Annotated in this window: 11 protein-coding genes; 5 read left to right on the top strand and 6 right to left on the bottom strand. The window is 47.2% G+C overall.

The window, feature by feature from the left end:
- Positions 1–248: 248 nt before the first annotated feature.
- Positions 249–2,699, bottom strand: coding sequence for a TonB-dependent receptor domain-containing protein (locus EXU57_RS07165; RefSeq protein ID WP_133267504.1), 2,451 nt, complete (start codon positions 2,697–2,699; stop codon positions 249–251).
- 538 nt (positions 2,700–3,237) lie between these two features.
- On the opposite strand from EXU57_RS07165, the gene lpdA reads away from it, so the two are divergent.
- The 3 genes from lpdA to EXU57_RS07150 all read left to right on the top strand — a co-directional run bounded on the left by lpdA (position 3,238) and on the right by EXU57_RS07150 (position 6,455).
- Positions 3,238–4,644: a dihydrolipoyl dehydrogenase gene (gene lpdA, locus EXU57_RS07160; protein WP_133267503.1), complete on the top strand. Its 1,407-nt coding sequence runs from the start codon at positions 3,238–3,240 to the stop codon at positions 4,642–4,644.
- A 218-nt stretch (positions 4,645–4,862) separates the two neighbouring features.
- A complete protein-coding gene (locus tag EXU57_RS07155; protein WP_133267502.1) occupies positions 4,863–5,441 on the top strand; it encodes a DUF4202 domain-containing protein in 579 nt (192 codons plus the stop codon).
- A 411-nt stretch (positions 5,442–5,852) separates the two neighbouring features.
- A complete protein-coding gene (locus tag EXU57_RS07150; RefSeq protein ID WP_133267501.1) occupies positions 5,853–6,455 on the top strand; it encodes a hydrolase in 603 nt (200 codons plus the stop codon).
- Positions 6,456–7,915: 1,460 nt separating this feature from the next.
- Here EXU57_RS07150 and EXU57_RS07145 read toward each other — a convergent pair.
- Both EXU57_RS07145 and EXU57_RS25020 read right to left on the bottom strand, forming a co-directional pair.
- A complete protein-coding gene (locus EXU57_RS07145; protein WP_133267500.1) occupies positions 7,916–8,470 on the bottom strand; it encodes a hypothetical protein in 555 nt (184 codons plus the stop codon).
- A gap of 80 nt (positions 8,471–8,550) precedes the next feature.
- Complete coding sequence (locus tag EXU57_RS25020; RefSeq protein WP_165958063.1) at positions 8,551–8,703, bottom strand: hypothetical protein; 153 nt, start codon at positions 8,701–8,703, stop codon at positions 8,551–8,553.
- Between the two features lie 496 nt (positions 8,704–9,199).
- On the opposite strand from EXU57_RS25020, the gene EXU57_RS07140 reads away from it, so the two are divergent.
- A complete protein-coding gene (locus EXU57_RS07140; protein WP_133267499.1) occupies positions 9,200–9,640 on the top strand; it encodes a DUF6789 family protein in 441 nt (146 codons plus the stop codon).
- A 353-nt stretch (positions 9,641–9,993) separates the two neighbouring features.
- On the opposite strand, the gene EXU57_RS07135 is transcribed toward EXU57_RS07140, so the two are convergent.
- Positions 9,994–10,830, bottom strand: coding sequence for an energy transducer TonB (locus tag EXU57_RS07135; RefSeq protein ID WP_133267498.1), 837 nt, complete (start codon positions 10,828–10,830; stop codon positions 9,994–9,996).
- 594 nt (positions 10,831–11,424) lie between these two features.
- Here EXU57_RS07135 and rmuC point away from each other — a divergent pair.
- Positions 11,425–12,843, top strand: coding sequence for a DNA recombination protein RmuC (rmuC, locus tag EXU57_RS07130; RefSeq protein ID WP_133267497.1), 1,419 nt, complete (start codon positions 11,425–11,427; stop codon positions 12,841–12,843).
- Positions 12,844–13,317: 474 nt separating this feature from the next.
- On the opposite strand, the gene EXU57_RS07125 is transcribed toward rmuC, so the two are convergent.
- Positions 13,318–17,355, bottom strand: coding sequence for a hypothetical protein (locus EXU57_RS07125; RefSeq protein WP_133267496.1), 4,038 nt, complete (start codon positions 17,353–17,355; stop codon positions 13,318–13,320).
- A 539-nt stretch (positions 17,356–17,894) separates the two neighbouring features.
- Positions 17,895–23,159, bottom strand: a complete 5,265-nt coding sequence (locus EXU57_RS07120) for a hypothetical protein (RefSeq protein WP_133267495.1) — start codon at positions 23,157–23,159, stop codon at positions 17,895–17,897.
- Positions 23,160–23,246: the final 87 nt, after the last annotated feature.

Below are 23,246 nucleotides of genomic sequence, written 5' to 3'. Positions count from 1 at the left end.
CTGGTTGATTGGTTGAGAGGTATTGGGTATTTGGTATTGAGGTATTGGGTATTGAGGTATTGGGTATTGAGGTATTGAGGTATTGAGTAATAAGTTGATAGGGTGATAAGTTGAAAGGTTGATTGATGGGAAGCTATACTAAAAAGTATTTATAAGAGCACAGACGCTTGCTTGTCGGGAATCAATTTTTCATTTTACATTTTACATTTTTAATTATCTTATATAAGCTTTTTACTTTTTACTTCATTTTACATTTTCTTCTTCACTCTTTCCAGCACCGCTTTCTTTTCCTTCTCGCTCATGCGCTTCTTTTGAGTGCGGTTTAACTGCCAGCCAAGCGATACCCGAAAGTTGCGGGTGTTGGTGGAACTAAAGTTTTCGAGCATAAAGTTGCTTCCATAGGTATAGGTGGTATACTTCTGTACCCGAAGCGGATCGATGGCATTTAAACCAACGGTTAACCTGCGCGCAAAAAACTTTCGCTGTATACCCAGGTTTAATTGAAGGTTGCTCCGGGCCCTACCCTGCGGATCGGCGAAGCTGCTGTACCGCGCATTGCCTTCAAACGTCGTAAGTGGATTGGGCATATAATTATAGTTCAGGCTGGTGTAAAAGGTTTGCCCGTTACGATATTTGAAAAGGAGCTTATCCGCAGCATTGTATTGATTATAACTATAGCCTGCACTCATGTTGATCCGCAGCTTTTTGCTGAAAGTATAGCCGCCCCAAAAGCTTGCTTCATATTCCCTGCGGGCAGCAATATTCTGGTAGGTCACCTGGGTTTTACCCGCCTCAACCAGGCTCCTGATGGTGTTGAAAATGTCCTTTACATTGTTATATCCAAGTGATCCGTTGAAGTAGTATTTTCCTTTTGACAAACCAATATTAAGGTCAAAGTTTTCTGCAAGCGAAGGGAGCAGGTTCGGGTTGCCAAACCGGATATTATAGGGATCATTGTAGTCAACACTGGGGTTTAGCTCGGCTATGCCCGGCCGGCGTATGCTTCTGCGGTAAACAAACGAAGCGTTAACGGTTTTGTTGAACTCTTTGCGGATGGTAAGATTCGGCAACAGGTTCCAATAGGTATTGTTTACGTCGGCAGCATTTCCCTTGATGAAGGTAAAGTCAAATTGGGTTTGCTCTACCTGGGCACCGGCAGTGATTCGCCATTTTGCCGGCAACTGGTAGCTCATGCCTGCCCGCGCAGTATTGATGGTTTGATGAAACCTGAAATCGGTGCTGAGCAACTCGTTGATCACAAATTGTTGCTCCAGCTTTTTTAGAAAACTCGTGTTCAAAACATTGTGGTAATTGTTTCTGCCGTAAGATATTCCGGTGCTGAGCATTGCGCCTTTCCAGCGTAAAGGCTTATCGTAGTTGATCCTAAGTGAGTATGCATTGCTGTACACGTCGGTAGCCTGGTTTTGCGAGGAGTCGAGGCCAGTAGGTAAAAAGTTGGGTTGTAAAAATTGTTGGTAGAAATCGCGACCGTTATCATTCTTGCCGAAATTGCCCGCGGCAATTACCTGTAAACGTTCGATATAGCTTTTACCCCTGTAAGTGTACGATAGTGTAAGGCTATTGTTGTAACCATTACCGACGGAGGCATTTTCACGGGTACTGAGCCGGTATATTTCCTTATCGCGGTTTAGGTTAGCATATTGGGTAAAGCTGTTGTTATCGAAGTAGTTCAGGTTGTTTTGGAAAACCGCATTAAAGCTGTTGTTTTTGTCGAGCTCATACTCGCCCTGCAGGCGAATATTTGGCCGCAGGTTTTGGTTCTTAAACCTGCTCCCGGTGTTAAAGAAGTTTGTAGAATCGCGGTAGTAATTCTCTCTTCGACTATAACTGTTCCCTGTAAACTGGCTTGCCGCCAAACCAAGCGTTGTATTGAAGGAGTACTTCTTGTTACGGTACGACATATTTGATGAGAGACTACCCTCTCCCCTTGTTCCGCCGCTTGCAACCACCCGGCCAACGAGGCCAATCTTGCCTTTTTTTGTTACGATGTTAATTACCCCGCCGGCTTCTGTTGCGTACTGGGGTGGCGGGTTCAACATCAATTCAATTCTATCGATACTGCTGCCCGGCATACTTTCCAGCAGGTCTGCCAGCTGAGCCGCAGAAAGATCGGTTGGCTTATCGTCGATAAGGATTTTGGGTTCCCTGCCCTTGAGTAATACCTTGCCATTGGGATCGTTAGCGATCATGGGCATACTCTTTAACAGTTCAGCCGTGCTGGAGCCGCTGCTTAAAGCACTTTCGCCCACGTTATAAGTGATTTTACCGTCTTTATTTTCGATTAGTGGCTTTTCAGCATATACAATAACCTCGGCAAGCGCTGCTGAAGACCGGCGGAGCTTAACATCGCCCAGGTTGAAGTCGAACCGTTCTTCCCGGATGAATATGCTATCCATTGTTACCGTTGCATAACCGATGCTTGTGGCGGTAAAACGATATAGGCCAAAGGCCAATGCTTCAAGTTCGAAGCTGCCGTTTTTGTCGGTAACTGATGACCGTTTACCACTACCGTCGCGCATCAGCGAAAGGCTGATGGTAGCATCCGGAATGGCTTTACCTGACTCATCTTCAAGCAAGGTACCGGTAATAACCCCAATGTTTGTTTTTGAGGGTTTTGCAGACTGTGCAAAAACCTGGAAACAGGCAAACAAAAGCAGGCAGGTAATGCTGGATCTCACTTAACAAATATCGTAACGACCAACGACAAAACGAACCTTGAAAAAGGGACTAAATTCACCCTAAGCCCGGGAAACCCGTGATCCCGTAAAAACCGGGTTTAAACGGTTGTTTGTTTCGGTTAAAGGGGCATCTTAATAGGTAAAGTGCGTTGCCCAAAGCACAAAAAGATGAACGGATTGCGACGCAACCGGGGTTTAATCGATGAACAAATGCCGGTACCAAAAAAAACATGTTTATGGGTCTGCACGAATTCGAGGCCCCCGATACATGATCGCTTTACCAACAGGGATGAGCAGGTGCTGTGTTGCTCCAGCATAGTACAGGGCGACTGCATCTTAACCGGCCGGATTGGGACAGAACGTGGGGCGAGCACCGCTGAGTTGCATACTGAAAAACAGTTGCTTTTGCGATTTGATGCATTACCAGTATTTTCGCGTGCCGGTTGAGTGTTGAGCTGTGTAAGTTTACACGAACACCTTACCTTCCGTTCATCTATCAACCAGAACCATCTACTATCAACCATCAACTTATTTAAACATGGCTTACGACGTTATCGTATTAGGAAGCGGCCCGGGCGGGTATCCCGCAGCTATCAGGGCTTCACAGTTAGGACTTAAGGTTGCCATTATAGAAAAGGAAAGCCTCGGGGGAATTTGCCTTAACTGGGGTTGTATACCCACCAAAGCATTATTGAAAAGCGCACAGGTTTACGAATACCTGAAGCATGCTGCTGATTACGGCGTTCAGGCCTCGGGAATACAACACGATTTTGGGGCGGTTATCAAGCGCAGCCGTGGCGTTGCCGATAAAATGAGCAAGGGCGTTCAGTTCCTGATGAAGAAAAACAAGATAGACGTGATCATGGGTTACGGAAGGCTGAAGGCAAAAGGCCAGGTTGAAGTAACGGGTGCAGACAATAAAACACAGCTGGTTGAGGCAAAACATATTGTAATTGCCACGGGCGGACGTGGACGGCAATTGCCCAACTTACCAATTGACGGTAAAAAGGTAGTTGGCTACCGCGAAGCGATGGTATTGCCAAAGCAGCCTAAAACAATGATCGTTGTAGGAAGCGGCGCAATCGGGGTTGAATTTGCTTACTTCTATAACGCCATGGGTACGAAGGTTACGATAGTTGAATTTATGCCTAGGGTTGTTCCGGTTGAAGACGAAGAAATTTCGAAAGAGCTCGAAAAACAGTTTAAGCGGCAGGGGATTGAAATCCTGACCAATGCTACTGTTGAAGCTGTAGATACATCAGGCGAAATCAGCAAAGCGCGTGTAAAAACCCAGGCTGGTGAAAAGATACTTGAAGCTGAAGTTGTATTAAGCGCTGTTGGAGTTATCGCGAACATCGAGGATATCGGCCTGGAAGCACTGGGTGTAAAAACCGAAAAAGGAAAAATTACCGTTGACAAATACGGGCAAACAAACGTACCGGGAATTTATGCGCTGGGCGATTGTACACCCGGGCAGGCGCTTGCGCACGTTGCCAGCAAAGAGGGTATTAACGTGGCGGAGTTTATTGGTTACAACGAGAAAAAATACGGTCACCTGCCTGAAGGCATGGATTACAACAATATTCCGGGTTGTACCTACTGCTCTCCTGAAATTGCCAGCATTGGCTTTACGGAAAAGGCAGCACGGGATGCCGGCTACGAAGTTAAAGTGGGTAAGTTTCCGTTTATGGCGAGTGGTAAGGCCAGTGCATCGGGAAGCACCGAAGGTTTTGTGAAAGTGATCTTCGACGCTAAATATGGTGAGTTCCTTGGAGCCCATATGATTGGCAACAGTGTTACGGAAATGATTGCAGAGGTATCGGTGGCAAGGAAACTTGAAACAACAGGGCACGAGATACTGAATGCAGTTCACCCGCACCCCACAATGAGCGAGGCGTTGAAAGAAGCAACAGCTGTAGCTTATGGCGAAGCAATTGATATTTAGTGCAGGATTAATATTTAATTCAGGAAAGGGCTGCCGGGTGCAGCCCTTTTTATTTTGCCCTTTATTTGTTGATGGCGGTGAGGCTTAGTTCAGGATGATGCTGTTGCAGGCACGATCAATAAAAGACTCATCATAATTTATCGACCCAGGGCGGGACCATGATTTAACCATGATGATGTATATTAGTGGCGCTTGCCGGATAAACAAAAAAGTTGAACATGACCAGATTTGAAACGGCAATAAACTTATTCGATACCTATAACCGGCAGGATCCTCACCAGCTATCGTGGGAAGGGAACACCTACCCTGCCGAGTATTTTTATGCGCTCAAGCTTTACGAATGGGTCACCAGCCTTGAGCCATCAGCGGGGGAAAGCCTGTTACTCGCCTCAAGGTCGCAACACATTGGCCGGTGGAAAACACCGCGTAGCGTTTATCCCGACGGCAAGGCTGGCTACCTAAATTGGCGCAAAGACCTTGCACGATTTCATGCCTCAACGGCAGGGGAACTGATGCAGCAAGCGGGCTATCAAAAGCCTGAGATCGAGCCCGTTAAGCATATCATCCTAAAAGAGGACTTGCGATACGACCGAGAAGTGCAGGTAATGGAAAATGCTTTGTGCCTTGTTTTCCTGCAGTACCAGTTTGCTGACTTTTTACAAAAACATGAAGACGATAAGATCGTACATATACTAAAACGCACCTGGAAGAAGATGACAACACCGGGTCATGAGGCTGCAGCTTTGCTGCAATTTGATGAACGGGGACAGCGGTTGTTGCACATGGCGCTGGGATGAGTGAAGAGTTGAGAATTATGAGTGAAGAGTTATGAGTTGAAAGTTATGAATTTTGAGTGAAGAGTTATGAAACATTGGAATGGTATGAGTTATGAGAGATGGGATATGAGACGTTTGGAAGGTATGAGTTATGAGAGATGGGATATGAGACGTAATTTTTTATCGTGTTCAATATTTATAAGCAGGCTCATCTTAGATTTCCCGGCCTCGCCATTTTTGACTTTTTACTTTTGACTTTTTACTTCTGCCTTTGTACTTGACTTTTTTATGAAGCCGGCAGAAGAACTTCCTGCGGCTTTGGTGGCGACGCTCCGTTTAACAGAATCGCCCTGATCTACTGCCTTAAACAGCAGGATCTCGGCGGATCTGAAGACTTCTGACTTTTTACTTTTGAATTTTGACTTTACACCAATGAGTTTACAACTAAACCGGACGGAATTTGGCGACCCTGCAAATACGGGAAATGTGCTATCGAAAGCGGAAGCGCTTGCTTTGCTCGACAGCTGGGTGTTAAATGACCGGCTTAAACTACATATGAAGCAGGTTGCACACCTGATGCATTGCTGGGCCGCCGAGAAACTGCAACTTGATGAAGCGGGACAATGGCGATGGGAAATGGCCGGATTGCTACATGACGCAGACTGGGATCAGTGGCCTGACCAGCATTGCAGGAAGATCATAGAAGAGCTGGAGAACCGAGGAGTGGATCCGGAAATTTTACGCGCAATTGCTTCACATGGTCCAGCTCATTTTGGCGTAGCACCGGTGAGTGCAATGGATAAAATGTTGTATGCTTTCGACGAATTGAGCGGCTTGATACACGCTTACGCATTAATGCGCCCGGGCGGCTATACGGGCATGGACGTAAAGGGTGTAAAGAAGCGCTTGAAAGAAAAAGCATTTGCGGCAAGCGTTAACCGCGACGAGATTTATGACGCACTGGATCGCGCTGGCATAAGTGTCGACGATACGATAGCTTTCATTATTGCCCGCCAGGGCAGTGTGACTACGTAGCACAAAAAAGCCTGTGTAAAAACACAGGCTCAAACACTGAAACATGAAGCTAACCGAGTTTACCTTTCCAGGTTTATTTTTTTAAATGACTTGTTTATGATGACGCGTTTTTATTAATGCGGAACTTTCTTAGTGACCGGGCAGTTGCTGCTATAAAATCGGCTGCTGCAATAATTACCGGTCTTTATGATGACGCGTTTTTTTCGACGCGGAGCTTTCGTTGTGACCGGGCAGTTGCTGCTGTTAATCAGCTGCTGCAAAAATTGCCGGTCTTTATGATGACGCGTTTTTATCAACGCGGAACTTTCGTTGTGACCGGGTAGCTGCTGCTATAAAATCGGCTGCTGCAAAATTGCCGGTCTTTATGATGACGCGTTTTTATCAACGCGGAGCTTTCGTTGTGACCGGGCAGTTGCTGCTATAAAATCGGCTGCTGCAATAATCACCGGTCTTTATGATGACGCGCTTTTTCGACGCGGAACTTTCGTTGTGACCGGGCAGTTGCTGCTGTAAAATCGGCCGCTGCAATAATTACCGGTCTTTATGATGACGCGCTTTATCAACGCGGAGCTTTCGCTGTGACCGGGCAGCTGCTGCTGTTAATCAGCTGCTGCAAAAATTGCCGGTCTTTATGATGACGCGTTTTTATGGACGCGGAACTTTCGTTGTGACCGGGTAGCTGCTGCTATAAAATCGGCTGCTGCAAAATTGCCGGTCTTTATGGTGACGCGTTTTTATCAACGCGGAGCTTTCGTTGTGACCGGGCAGTTGCTGCTATAAAATCGGCTGCTGCAATAATCACCGGTCTTTATGATGACGCGTTTTTATCAACGCGGAGCTTTCGTTGTGACCGGGTAGCTGCTGCTACAAATCAGCTACTGTAAAAATTGCCGGTCTTTATGGTGACGCGTTTTTGTCGACGCGGAGCTTTCGTTGCGACCGGGCAGTTGCTGCTATAAAATCGGCTGCTGCAATAATCACCGGTCTTTATGATGACGCGTTTTTATCAACGCGGAGCTTTCGTTGTGACCGGGCAGTTGCTGCTATACATCGGCTGCTGCAATGATTACCGGTCTTTATATGATGCACTCCAAAAAAGAACTGTGCGAAATCTCTGCCTCTCCCATCCTCCGCGGTTGGAAAATGAAAAATGTAAAATGTAAAAAAAGAACTCCGCGCAAACTCTGCCTCTCCAATTCTCTGCGGTTTGAAAATGAAAAATGTAAAATGTAAAAAAAGAACTCTGCGGTATCTCTGCCTCTCCCCTTCTCCGCGGTAATCCTCGCCAATCAGTAATCCGCCAATCCGTAATCCGCCAATCTTTTTCTCTCCCGTTCCAATCCGCTATTCGCCAATCCGTAATCCGCTAATCTAGTTCTCTCTGCGAAATCTCTGCCTCTCCCCTTCTCCGCGGTTGTAATCCGCCATCCGATAATCCGCTAATTCGCAATCCGCCAATTCTATTCCAGCTCAGCAACTACACGTCCTTTCCAGGCTACATCGAGGATCATGGAATAACCTGAAGCTACCAGGTTGTGCCACAACTTCATATCGATGTCGGCAACCAATTTACCATTAGCGGCATGGGTAACCGTGAGGTAGGTTCGCGGTGAGTATTGCTTTGTATAAGAACCGTAACCAGATTGGTTGTAATAATTCGCCCAGTAAGCGTCACCGTCGCGGTTATCGTCTGTCATTACCGCAAGCGTACCTTCCTTATCGAGTGTATATTTTCCGGGGCCGGTAAAATCATTGATGACAATCTCTGCTTTAAATGGCTTGGTTGACTCGGCGTAGACTGATGAAAACTTTATATTGAGTTGTTTTTTTCCGTTGTAATTCAGGATAGATGCATGTGTTTCCGGTGCAGTGAAAGTGTAAGTAAATTCTTTTTCTTCCGCAACTGTAAACTCAGTTACGCCATTAACATCGGCAGCGGGTTTGTTGACCTGGTCTTTTTTACAGGCACTTGAAAATAAAACAATGGATAACAGAACAAAGGCGAAACGTTTCATAAGTTAAGGTGGTGAATGGATTTAGTAATTAAGTATATGAGATGAAGGTGATTGACTCCTGTGTGGTATGAGCCGCTACGTTAATTTTCTTTTTTCAAAAAGGTCGGCTTCATCGTGGGCACTGGTACAAGCACGGGTTTAGCATTCCGGTTGAAGTCAACATCCTGCAGGTTTACAAAAGCAATAAGTTGCTGTACCAATCGCTGCATTTTTGATGATAGTTTTGTTTTCATGTTGTAGTGTTTATTGTGTTGTGCTCGTTGTTTTGATAAGACAAATGTCGCCAGCAATGCTCTGCCGGGCAATCGCATAAATGAGTGAAAAAAGCAGCTGCTGTAAATAGGCAAAAAGCTGTTTGCGGGGTTAAAAAACCATTTGTACCGGCTAAAATGCGGTATGACTGAACAATTCATGCTTATGATGAAACAACGGCATAGCATAAGTATGTGGTTAACAAGAAAAGGGAATACAGGTGATTGCATCTGCTACATTCCGTGATTACTTTTTTCAAGCCCGAGTTTGGACGCATTTTAGCCCAGCTTATCGTCCTGGCAATGCCATGGCAGAAGGTGAGCAACGCTTGCGTGCATACACAAATGGGGGGCTGAATACCTTCCGGAAGTAACACCCTTGCCATTAATGCTTTGCTTGTGTAGTGCCGAATTTTTTAAGGGATTCGCTTGCAACAGGCCCATAATTAGCCGAACTTTATAGGATAAATTTTCTGCCATGAAATACAGTGTTGCCAATACCGTTCTCGCCGGTATTGCCGGTACAGCGGTAATTACCAGCATGATGCTGCTGCTGTCAGCTGTAGGAATGCCAGATATCGAATACGGAACAATGCTGGCTACCTTTACCCATACCAGTCCGATTGTTGGTTGGATCATGCACTTTGCAATGGGTATCTTACTTGCTTTTCTTTATGTAAATTATTTCAGGGACGAGATCAATGGGCCATATGCCATGCGCGGTTTGATCTACAGCGTTTTGCCCTGGGGTGTAACATTGATCATGTTATTTCCAATGCTTGGCATGAAAGCCATTTCTGCCAACTCCCAATCTCCGGGCATTTTTATCTTAAGCACGATGATCGCTTACCTGGCTTATGGGTTTGTGATGGGCGCAATCGCAAAACCCCATCACCAAGCCGATGTAAGGCATGCATGAAGCAGGTATTTTGTAATTAGGCCTCATTGCAAACAAGGTGGAGGTACGCATAGCCGGCCGCTGATCTGGTTGGTATACCACTGTTATAATAAGGCTGAAAAAGAACATTGCGAGGATTAGGTGCCAGCGCAATAAGAGTCTGGTCAATGCCATGGTACCAGGAGCCATGCAGCTTTACAACACTCCCTTTAGGGGCGTGGCCATTGCCCACCCCGAACACTTTAGTTTAATCGTTAGTATACAATTGGATATCGGCTTAAAGAATTTGGATCCGCAATACAAATTCCTGGCAAACCGGGGCAGATGATCACACCTGATTAGATCACTATTTTCGGGGTTAATGCTAAGAGGAACTAACCTTCAGAAGCGACCTCAAAAGTAATATGCTGTATTGCCTGGTAGGTTACCTTGCGCCCATTTTGCACCGCGGGTTCCCATCGGCCACCACGAAGAATCACCTTAACGGCTTCGGCTCCGCAGGCGCGGCATTCCATGGGTACATCTATTGCGCGCACGTTGCTGATATTGCCTTCCCGGTCGACAATAAACTGCACCGTAACCGTATACCTCCCAACGGGCGCACCTTCGTCGTAGGCAACCTGCGCATTTAGGTTACGCTCAAGGTACCGCTTCCAGCCTGCAAGTCCGCCCGGGTACTTTGCTTCTATCTCCACCTGGGTAAATGTGCGGTCATAATCCTCTACCTTATTCACAACAGCCGGTGTTCCACCAATTGCCCGTTCAGCAGGCGGAGCAACATAGTCGATGTTTCGCTCACCTTCAACATTGAGCTTCCCAATTTGTGTATCCTCCATTTCGGCCATCACTTTTAGCTGATCTTCTTCCGTTACAAGCTCATCTTTGGTGATGATCAGATCGGTGTATTTTGTTGCTGCTACCTTTTGTTGCACAGGCTTTAGTGGTGGTGGTGGAGGCAATGGTTCAGGTTTTTTGTCGGGTGCATTTTCGAGTTGTACTTCCGTCATATACTTCAGCACAGGACCATTATTATTTTTACCTGCGAGAAGGGAACCAAGGAGGAGAAAAAAGCAGGTAAGCATCATCATTCCAACTGCAATGAATAATCGCCGGTTGTAAAATTTCCTTAATTCATAAGCACCGTATGCTTTATTTCTTCCTTCAAAGATAATATCCAGCAGGTCGGCGGTAAGGATGGCATCTTTTTGCATGAGTTATGTTTTTCAGTAAGACGCCCGGCTGAAAATATTTCCATAATGCATCATCCAAATTTGTATCGACAAAAACGTTTGTAAAAAAGCAGCTATTTATTTAATAATATTTTATGTAATTAGCATAATTAATCATCTTATTAGCCAGGATTTAATTTCCATTAATTAAATAAATAAACCTTTTTTGTTTATCGTTAATTAGTTTATCGCACTTAATTAATCCGTTTACTTCATCTGCTCGGTTTAGGAATTCACAATTGTTTTTGTTGTACCAGCTACAACAGTATGGACGCGTTAATAAGCCGGGCCTCATAGCCCTGATTGAAGCGGTTAGCTACCGCGGTGGGTGGCCTTGTGCGTGGGCGCGGTACTAATAGCGAAAAGCAGGACCAAAGCTCCGGGTTGCATAGCTGACGGGCTCCGGTAAACCATCCCGAAACCCGATCTTAAATGCCCACACGTTTTCCGGGCAGTCAGCTTTGCCTGTAAGCAGCAGCGAATAGATTTGTGGTTAAACGGGAGATACGTTAATGTTATAAACAGCTGTTTATGCAGGCAGTGAATGGTATAATATTGCAGTACTAATTCAAGTGCATGAATACTGAAATAACATTATTGCTGGTGCTTTTAGCAGGGGTAGTCGCGGGAGCAATCATCAGCTGGCTGATACAAACCCCTAAGCTTAAAGGATTGCACCAGGTACTTGAAAACAATAACCGCGAACTGGAGCAACTGCGCAGCAGTTTACAGGCCACCCAGGAAGAACGTAATCAACTTAATGGTGCGTATATGGCAAAAGAGGCTTTGTACCGGCAAAGCACTCAGGCACTTGAACAGGCCAAACAACTACTGCAGGAAAATGCACAACAATACAACAAGCTTAACGAGGAGAAAACGGGACTGTACGAAAAGCTGAAATTTACCCGCGAAAAACTCGACAACCAACAAAATGACATCCTCAGGCTGCGTGAGCAATTCCGGCTTGAGTTTACCGAGATTGCTCATAAGATACTCGACGACAATACAAAAAAATTTACAGAAAGGAACGAGGTACAGATCAAGCAAATACTGGAGCCGCTAAAGTTGAACATCCAGGAGTTTAAACAAAAAGTTGAAGACACCTATGACCGCGAATCGAAGGAGCGGTTTTCACTAGGGCGGGAAGTACAACGCCTTATCGAAATGAGCCAGCAGGTTAGCCAGGAAGCCAACAACCTGACCACAGCGTTGAAGGGCAACAACAAAATGCAGGGCAACTGGGGCGAGATGATCCTGGAGAGCCTTCTTGAAAACAGCGGACTTTCAAAGGGCCGTGAATACCGTTTACAGGAATTTATCCGCGACGAGTCGGGCAACATTGTCAAAGACGAAAATGGCCGTGGCCTTCAACCCGATGTTACCATTTACTACCCTGACGACCGGAAAATCATCATCGATTCCAAAGTATCACTTGTATCCTGGGAACAATGTGTGGGATGCGACGATAAGGAAACACAAAGGGCCTACCTGGTAGATCATATCCGATCGATGCGCCAACATATCGACGGACTCAGCAGGAAAAACTATCCGAAATACGCAGCTGCGCTTGATTATGTAATCTTATTTGTACCTGTTGAGCCCGCTTTTCTTGAGGCCGTGAAATCCGACCCCATGCTGTGGAAGTATGCCTACGAAAAAAGGATACTGCTTGTAAGCCCAACCAACCTTTTTTCGGTGCTTAAGATTATTGCAGACCTATGGAAAGTGGAACAACAAAACCGCAACGCGATACACATTGCCGAAAAAGCAGGAGCCTTATACGACAAGTTTCATTCGTTTTTAGAAAACCTTGAAGGGGTTGGGAAAAAACTGGATGATGCCACCCAATGTTATGCAGAAGCATTAAAGCAACTGACTACCGGGCGTGGTAACATCATCGGGCGTATCGAAGAATTAAAACGTATGGGGGCAAAGGCCAATAAACAACTGCCCTCAAGGCTTACCAATGAATCCGACGAGCAGGGGGGAGAATAGCGGATTAGCGTTCAAGAAAATTAAAAATTAAAAATGTAAAATGTAAAAAGCTGATTGGAAGTGGTTCCTATACCATTAATTGATCTCGGAGAGGAAGCAGCCAAAATCTCAAATTTTGTAGCTTCGCTTGTGGCACCAAACGTTTGTTGCACTTTGTTGCCTGCGAAAACCGTTTGTATTTGCGCCAAGCAATTCACTCCTTAACCGGAGATTAGAAAACTTCCAGCATGCAGCTATCTTATATCATTGGTGTTCTACCTTGTGCTATCTCTCGACATTGCTCCTATTTTGTTAACTCCACATCGGTTCTCATCTTTACTCCCACTGGCATTCCCTCCTATTTGTGTGATCCGGGTTCCAGGTTCTTTAGTTATCCTTGTCCCTCAACTCGTGCCGTCCCTTACTAACTAATTCTATCTCTCGCAATCCGTCCTATCCGTGTCAACCGTGTGCCAGTGCCATCTAATCATGCCACTACTCCGTACAACAAATATCCGGAACCGGCACCAACGTGCTCGTACGCAGGATCCTTCCACTTCCCAACTGATCCGTTAGCGGACGAACCCGCTCCGCCTTCTGCGCCTCATTAATAAATTGCTCTTCCATCCTTCCCTGCAAATTTCTTTCAAGCTGAGCCTGCTTTTCCGTGGCAACCGCATTAACCTCCCTGACCGATGATTTGAACCGCTGAACTTCCATACCTTCTTCCAGTTTCACCACCTGCCGGTTGGACAGGCGGGGCGAATTTGAGCCGGCAGTATTTGCGGGCGGGGGACTGTAAAACTTATCGTAGGTGGGCAGCATTTCAACAACAAGTACACTAAGGTTACTGTCTACCGGTAAGCCGTATTGCTGCAGCAATACGATCACATCCTTATTTTTCCAGCCGGTGATACCATATTGTACCGCGTCGGTATTGATATCGATCACCTGCTGACCAGTTGTGGGATTTACGGGTATGCGTTGCCGTACAAACAACTGGTCGTCGAGGAGCACATTGCGAAATACCTTGTCGTCGGCGCGTTTCACCTGCGCATACAAGAGTGCCCAAAGTTCGGTGCGTGGCGGCTTGCTGGTTACGTCTTCGCCGTTATAAACCGTTTGCGCATAAGGCGCATTTACCATAATGTGTTTTTCATTGCGGTTTACGATACAGAATAGTTGTGGCGCAGGATGCTGCACACCCGTTGTACGCAGCGCACTCCCAAAGCGTGCCTGTGCGGTACTCCATCCCCGCTTATGGCCCACACGTATTTCGTAGGTGAAAAAGCCAAATAACTCCGCAGAAGAAGGATGCAGGCCCGGTGGCAACGGCACCAGGAAGTGCACCTTGCTCACGTCTGCCGGCGTGAGTTCCTGCATTGCATTTAGCCCGCTTTTATCATCGGTATGGTTGGGTCCAATAATCCTCATGGGTTCCGGACTAACCGGCAGCGATGGCTCTTCCGGTGCCCTGAACATTTCAAACTCCCACCTGGCAAGCAGTGGGTCCGGTGCATAGGCCAGAAACCTGATGAAGTATGCATTATTTTTATTCATCAGTGGTTCACTGAACTCAAGCCACAAGTAACGCCTTCTTGGCTCCGTGCTCGAATAACCGGGATCACTTACATACTTACTTTGCGCAATACCTGCACTCACAATGCGGGGCACCTGCCCGGGCTTTGTAGTAATGGGCAAGTGCAGCACAAGTTCAAGGTCGGGATCCGTTGTTACGGGTACGGCAACCGGTACAGACTTAAACCGGGGCTGTACCCGGTAGCTCACCATAATTTCTTCAGGGTGTTTCGAAGCGTCCGTCGACTTCGGCTCTACGGCGTCGAGATAACACAGGTAAGTCTGGCTGCGGTCGGGATTATACAAGGCCTGCACATTAATCGCCTGTTTCATTTCAATATCACCAACCTGCACCTCGGGGCCCCATCCAATAGAATTTCGATCTTCCGCTTCAAGACCGGCACCTACAAATTTTAATTTTCGGAAAATCTTAAAACTTACGGGTTGAGCGCCATCCCATGTCCAGTCGCGGTTTAGCAAAAGCGTGATCGGAACAACCCAGTGATTCAACAAGTCGCTTTTGGTAGAAAAGGTAAAGCTTGTACTATCCGGGCTAAGGTTATGGCGAATGGGCCGGCTTGCACCAAACTGGATGCGTGTGCCCGGCTTGCCTACAAGGCTAAGGCCTTTTGCTTCTACGGGAACAATTCTCCCGATGCTGTCGGCCAGCCTCTCCATCATACTGCCGGTATTGGTAACCTGGTAATTTTCTACGAACACCTCGCTTAGTGTCGCTTTCAGGTAGGTATCTGTGTCGGGTTGTAACCAAAGGCCACGAATGCGGTCAATGTCGGCAGATGGTTTAAATAAAGCAGTCTCATCGTGACTGGCACTTCGCGTAACGATTACTACAGGTTTGCCTTTTCGTGGCAGGCTGCTGTTTTTCGCATAATATTCATCGCGGTTCGTTACGAGTGGGCGGATGGTGATCCGTACGTCGCGGGAAGTCGGTAATATGATATCGTTGTGGCTGTCTATGCTGTCGCCGCCGGCAACAAGCCCGAGGGTTCCGAGGTCTTGCGAGTCGGTGAAGTTTAACACAGGTGCATCTACAAATGTCAGGGGTATGGTCAGGTCATCGTTAAAGCCACCTGCATCGGGGAATTGCCTTTTAGTAATGTATAGCCTTGCATAACTCTCCCGGCTGTCGGTATCGTAGCGCAACAACATATCCATTTCAAGCGCTTTTACCTCAACAAGCACTTCTACAGCGTCTACGTCAGGATCAGGCAGGCCAACTTCACGTCGCTCAAGTATGGCTGCATTTGCATCCGCGGCAAGGTCAGCTACGGCATTTGGATACCGGCCCGTAAACATTACCGAAGGATAGCCAAGCAGCGGCCGCTTCATGGTAATTTCCGGGTCGCTGAAGTACACAAAGTCCTGTTCCGGCAACTTATTTTTAAGGCGAACCGTTTGTGGTTGAACAGTACGCCTGAAATCGCAACGGCCTTCCGGCGCAGCCGAGGAATACCTGCGGCTTTCTTCCAACATTGGACCCCCGCCGCTGATATCGGCCAGTCTTACCCGAAACTCGTACTTCGTTCCATACAACAACTGAAACCCATCCAGGCCGGCGGCAGCATATTGATCAAACTTCTTTGCCTGCTTATCGGGAACGGTATTCTTGTCTTTTTGAAAAATGGTGATCGCGTCGGTATCCGGCAACACCAGGCTTTTGCCTATCCAGTTTGCATAATATTGTGGCAGCCAAAATGGTTGGTCCTTTCGTGCATCCAGCTGTGCAGGATAAACTTCTACCCCAAGCTCTTTCTCTGCATCAACTTTGTCTATGAGGGTATCACCTATTGCCAGGTTGGCTTTATTGCGCACCTTACACAGGGGTAACCATGCATTGGGGTTTGGAACAATGTCGCTTTGCAACCGGACATCAACCCGGTATTGCATTACGCCCATCGGTGCGATATTCCGCCTGCCTGCGCCAAGGGTGGTGTCTTCATTCAGTTGCCTGTTCATCCAGATGATTAGTTGTTCATCGTCCCATGCCAGCCGGATACCCGCATCAGTAATCACGGGCAACTCCTTGTCTTCGTTTTCCCGCAACAGGTCGCTGCTAACCGGCTGGTCAGCATGTACGATTTTGCAGAAACCGTCGTCGTATTGTTCCGTTTCAACCAGTAGTTCATCCATATTTGCCGGTGCGACGGGCACGTCTTCATCCGCAGGGTTGGGCGGAACGTTTACCAGTACGGGAAACTGGATGGCGGCCAAAACCGGGCGATTTTCACCTTTCTTAAGCTTTGGTATACGTGCCGCAAAACGTTTCACGCGTTTTTGATCCGCATCCATAGCAGCTTTAAAACTGCAGCCATCCGCCAGGTCGATGTACAGCCAACCCCCCTTTTTTACCTGCTCCGGGTCAATGTCGAAAGTCGTTTCATAAACAAAACCCACCCTTTCTGCGAGGGCCGGCTGGCGAAGGCAAAAAGCAAATACTTTCCCCCAGCTCAAACTGTCAACCGACGACTTAAATGTGGGATCAATCGGTGTATTGTCCTTTACCGCACAATGATAGCTATCATCGATTGCAGCATCCCTGGTCCGGGGCGTGGTAAAGTTGAAACTGTTGCGATAGCTTTCCGGCAGGTACTTTCTTGCCCGATGGGTGGTACTCGCCTTTTGCAGTTTTTCGGTGCTTCTGATACCGCCCAGTCCATCAGCAATTTGCTTGAGGAGTTGATTTACGTTTGGCGGCATTGCAATACCAGCAAAAGCGAATTGCTGGTCGGGTTCTGTTATCGACGGATACTTTTCCGGGTCGGCAATAAACCTTGCACGCAACGCCATTGTTGCCTCTCCCCACGGGGGTGTTCCCGGGCCTACCTGGTCTGGCAAGGTGGGATCGATATTGCGTGGAATCACCAGTGCCCTAACGGTGAGCTGGTTATTGTTCCAGCGTTGCGGAAAACATAAAATAGACAAGGTTGCTGCCATAAACGTTGATTAAACCTGGAGTTAATATTTCAGCCAAATGCAAGCACGTTTGCACCCGGTTTGCTTTTTTGGTGACCAGCGGAAGAGCCCTGGTTGATCTGTGGTTGCGACGCTCCGTTCGACTTTGAGATCATTGTTCAACTTTCCGCTCTGCTGCGTAAAAGCAAGCACACTGATAGCACGGGTTTGATGGATAGGTGATCATCGAGCATGGATTTATCAATCACGCTTGTCCGATTTTTGTCAAAAACAACCGGTATTTGCAATTGGCTGATTCAATGTTCCGTTATTTCTTCCTCCCTAATATCCTTCCTATCCCTGTCATCCGTGTGCCATGATGCTAAGCAATTTTCCGTTAGCACACGGATAGCACGGATTTGATGGATGGGTAGCGGATCATAGATCTTCGGGCATGGATACATTACTTCCGCTTGTCTTGACTTCTTCCATACCGGGTATTCGCAATCAGCTATTTCAATGTTCCATTGTTGTTTCCTCCCTAATATCCGTCCTATCCCTGTCATCCGTGTGCTATAATGCTAAGCGATTTTACGCTGCTCCTGCCACGACTCTGTAAAGCTGATATCAATAATAAAACAAATGCTGATGTCGAGGCTGAACGTTACCTGGGCGATCATATTGGTTTCACCACTTACATCCGGACCGCCAATACGTTTCTGCACCTTGCCGCTCGCTTCTATTTGTATGGTAACGGTAACTATTCCCCCAAGGATTTCGGCACGACCCTTAAAGAGCACAAAGCCTGCTACGGTTACCTGGGTGCTGTCGAGACTCATTTCCACGCCAACAGCAAAGTATACGCTAACGCTGCCAATTACTGGAAGTGCAACAACAGCCTCAACGCCAAAACCAAACTTCATATACAATGCAGGTCCCTTTATGGTGTCGGCACTAATGCGTACGGTCACCTGGCCGACGGCGTATATGGTGCCTACACCAACGCTCACGCACATTACGCTAAGCTTACCATAAAACTCAACAAAGGCACCGGCCCCGGGAGTAGGAATGCCATTGGTTGGCGGGAGCGGAACAGCAACGTTAAAGTAAACCCCAACCTTAAGCCCCGCTTCCAATCTCAGGGGAGCGGCAGCCGTATCCATCTTGGGGGGTGGAAACTTGATAACCGGAATCTCCTTATCAGCCTGGAATTTATATTCCCAATTATTCGGGCTGTTACTCATCGCGATCTTAAGACCCTTTTGCAACAAGCCTTTATAATCATCCTGAACAGAAAGCTGGCTCAGCAATACCAGTATGTCTACTACAGGTTTAAGGTCGGGCCCAAATTCGAGTTCAGGACCGATAAATGAGGGTGAAGCATTCTTTTTGGTGTCGAACTTTCCCCTGATCAGGAGCAATCGTTTGAAGGGTCCAAGATCTACAACCATGGTTACATCGTTCATCTTGTTCACCCATTCCGCAGCTTTACTATCAATATCAAAATCCAGCTTTGCTTTAACCGGCCCGCCACCATCGGTAACTGTGCTCCCATCGGTTTTTGTCGGCTTGTAGTCGACATACACCTTTACATCGTTGGTTTTTACTATGTACCACGGACCCTCAGGAAGCAACTGCACAAGTTTCTTCTCCGCGTCAGCAATGGTATTGTTCAGTAGTTTGTAACCCTCATCGATGATCTTCATTCCAAACTGGTTGGCAAGCTCACCGATCTGGTCCATCTTAGGTAAGTTCTCAAGCTTTGGAAATATGCCTTTACTGTTCATCAACCGGTAAGCATCGGCAAGGTCAGGCACACTTCCCTTTAACAGGTCAACTCCTCTTTGGAAAAGCGGATTTCTGAACAAGACCTTGTTCTCACCCGTGCTTTGCAAAAATCCAAACTGTTTTGCTCTTGCCTCCAGGCCTTTGAAAAGCTCGGTTGCTTCGGCGATGTTTACGGGGTTTGTGGTTTTATTCTGGTTATAGGGCAGCTTGGTTGGATCAGCCGGCGGTGCAGCTAAAAACTCGCGCGCCCCCGCACGAACAAGTGGAATAACATCGTTTTTGCTTAAAGGCGTTACCTCCTTAGTTGTGCTGTTGTGTTGTACAACGCTCCAACTTCCGTCTTTCGGTAGAATAGGTGTGCCTTTCGCCGCGGTCACAAACACGCGTTTGTTAGCAGCATCTTTAGACGGGTTTACTTCTACCCTTGTAACCCGCATCTGCTGTTTACTTTGATTGATGTTCACGATGCAATCAACCGGACCGCCGAGTCCCTCCATAACTGTAAGCAGGTTAGCGAAGTCTTCCTGGTCGATAAATACACCCCTTGGCCGAAGCTGGAGGTAGCCAAGCATTCGCTGGCTAAGCACCTTACCGCCTTGTGCGCCCTGGATGATGTCGTCAATTTTAACGTCGGCATCAAAGTACACCGGAACCAATTTAACGTCGAGTACGGTACTGCCGGCAATTTCTTTGGGGTGCCCGAGGTCGTCAATGTATACACCAGTAGTTTTCGTCCACGAAGTAGTAAATGGAGCAAGTGTGTTATCCTCTTTGATATTGCGAACATTATAAACCCCTTCAACCATCCCGGGGTGAAAAACATAGGTACGTGCGCGCTCCTGGATTTTTGCCGCTTTTAATGCAGCACTGTCTGACGCATGGTCTTTTATTGGTGTTCTGAAATCGTATATCCCATCACTTTCCGCTTTCCAGCCGCTGTCGACACGCCATTCGAAAGCATTACTTCCCCGGTAAATCGTTATTGTTCTTACAACCCTGATCCCCCAGGGGTAAAGCACACTTTTTACCTGGATTACCTCATGCGCTGTACGGCCTTTCCAAACGTCAAACATCGCCTGCGAAGTTTGTGCAAGGGCAGCATTTTGGTTTACCCAATGGCTGAATACGTTTGCCCCATAACCGCTGAAATCATATCGTTCGAGAGGTACATATTTGTTAAGGTCAAAACCGGTCAGTGTTCCGAATTCGTCATTAAAGATTTCTGTTACGCTGCCCGACAATATGCTTCGCGCACCCGTTGCCGGGCTAAAAAGATTATATGCATTTGGCAGCTGATGGGCGCTGCCCCTGAATATCTTGTTTCGATTAATGGGATCGTCAAGGCCCTCTGTTTTTATTTGCAAACCGGTATTTAACTCACCTTGAAATTGCTGTTTAACCAGTTCAAACTTCGGGCTTGGCTGGCCTGCTTGTTTGTAGTACATCGCAAGGGCCATCATTCCAGAGGGCAGCGTAAAATAACTCCACGCCAAAAAATTGTTTTTCTTATCGTACCACTCCGAAAGCTTACCGGTAAGCGGTATTGGCGCCAGGCTAACAGGTTCGTTACCATTGTTGGCGATTTGTGCAGGCACCCCATCGTTCATAAAGTACAGCAACCCGGGGTGCGGATCTTCGGCCATGTTGGTAATCTCTGTAGTGATATTGATGACCGGCTCCCAACTGATCTGGGGTAAAGCATACACCTGTACAAGGCGACTTGTTGCCTGCACATCAAGACCACTGATAGATATGGGACTACCCGTAATCTCTTCCTTTACCGCGTGCGTCCGGTTGTATGCAAAATCATCCGAAGCATAGCTAAGGCTAATTCCCATCAAATCGGCATTGGTACTTACATCCAACAGGGCAAATGCATTACGGAAAGGAGATACACTCCCCCGGGCAAAGCTTTCGTTCACCATCATCATGTTTCGTGTTTCCACACTTAACATCGAACCGGGGATATCCTGGTTATCCGTAACATTTTGCCACTGACGCGAACGGACCGTATTAGTGGCCTCCATTGTTTCCCGCTGGTATTGCTGGAGTACCTGCGGATCTTTCAAAGCGTCGAGCCGGATCCGTTTAGCCGGCACCTGCCTGGCTGTAGCGCCAGGTACATTCGCCTGGGCCGCGGGTTTATCACCCATAAAAAAGTTTACTTCAGGCGCATCCATTTCTTTCCAGGTCATCAAACACACCAGTAAAGCATCGATGTCTGAGAGTGCAAAAACATTCGGAGGTGATCCACCGGCAGCGTTAGCATTACGAATGGATGCCGATGAGCGGCGACGCAAGAGACCGATGTTTGCCGCATATGGGTCGGGAAGGGTTGGCAGGTATTGTAATAACCCAAAACCATAAATCAGCAAGCACTTTTCAAATGTGTCTTCATTCTTCAGATCGCCGTAAAGCAACATCGACGTGACCGGGCTGACCGTAAGGAGTGCATTGTTGAGGGCAATCGCAGAAGTTTCAAAAGTGACGGGCAAGTTTACCCCGGCAACCGGTTTGTGGGTTTTGCTCCAGTTGTCCTCGATAATGTTATCATCGTATACTAAAACAAGCTGCAGTGCTTTGCTGATGGTAAGTGAAAAGATCGTTTGCAGACTTTCAACCTTAAATGGGGTTCCGTTTACTTTTACAGGTTTATCTATGCTGGTTGTGCAGTTTGCCTGGGCGGCAACCGACTCGGTTCCGGCCTGCAAACTGTCGTAAAAGAAAAAGAATTGCCGGGTGTACGAGAGGTCAATGTATTGAACGGGTTTAGGAATGCCTTCAATAATTTCCTGCCAAAGATGATAGCGTTGTTTGCCCATGCTGGACGCAAACAGGGTTGCAATGTTTATTCTTCCGGGCATCAGCATTACCAGGGCATTCTTTAGTGCTGCACTGCTTTTCTCAGCGAGGTTTGAATCTTTCAAACCAAGCCAGCTTACTTCCAGTCCACCCAGAACTCCTATAGCCATGGCGCCGGTGCCGTCGGCTTGTAGCGGGGCAGCAATATCAACGATGGCACCGCTGATTGCCCAGGCACTCTCGGCTATCAGCGCTTTACCGGCAACGGTACAAACAGGACTTGCAGCATTAGCAATGGTAAACTCAGGGGCGCTTGCTTTAAAAGGGATGGTTATCCTGTTAAGCTCGGCATTCCATCTTATCGGGCCGGTATTGTCGAATGTAAACCCGATATCCTGTCCATATAAGTTCCATCGTGCATTGTCAACAGTGAGCGATTTACCGGTATGGTTAAGGGTAAATGAAAGTTTTTTGGGAAGCTCAATAGATGCATTTCTAACATCAATGCCATTATCATCGGGCGATACATCTGTCACAACCTTTTGCAACAGGTTCAATTTTACCGCCGCTTCCATCCCATTGGGAACAATAAGTTTGTTGTCGGTTGTTAATCCCAGCGGACCGGTAAAACTGATTTCGCTTTCGTTTACCGTTAGTCCACAATAAAGGTTATCGGGAGAAGCAGGGGCAAAAAGATCTGCGTGTAACCACACACTGCCTTTTGGAATTTTATACGTACGCGGCCCTATTGGTCTCACGAGGCTGCTTTCTTCTATCGGACAAAGCATAAATGGCCGGTTTGCTCCTTTAAGCCATACCTGCACAACGGGGATAATACGGTAAAAGTCAAACCAGACCTGTCGGCCATCCCGGTTGGTAAAAGGCCCAAGCGTATCAACTATGTTGGCACCACGTGCCCAATCAGGAATACTGCCACGCACCTGGCTCGACACAAATGGAACTTCCCGACGGGCTACACGTATGGTCTTGTCAATGGAAAGATTCTCCTGCTGGAGGCGCTGCAACACGGTGCCCAACTGCTCGAAATCCGCAGTAGCCAATTGGCGGGTTGCAAAATCTTCAAGCCGGTCAAACTGGAACCTTCCTGGCGTGGTAGCGCTTACGGGTGGTGCATTAAACAACGCGGTTGCAATAGCGGTTTGCAAGCGGAGCAACTGGTCACCATCGAGCTCAGGGGTAGTAATGATGTCGCCACACAATTGCGCCAGCATTGCCAGTAACGGAGTTTCCTTCATGAGAAAGGCTTTGAATAGTTAGTTAGAACCTGGTTGTAACCTAAAGAGAAACAAGGGGCTACGACTTGTACCTTTACAAAATAGATT

The sequence above is a fragment of the Segetibacter sp. 3557_3 genome (assembly GCF_004354985.1).
Classification (GTDB): Bacteria; Bacteroidota; Bacteroidia; order Chitinophagales; family Chitinophagaceae; genus Segetibacter.
This window is presented reverse-complemented; position numbering and strand designations above follow the sequence as displayed.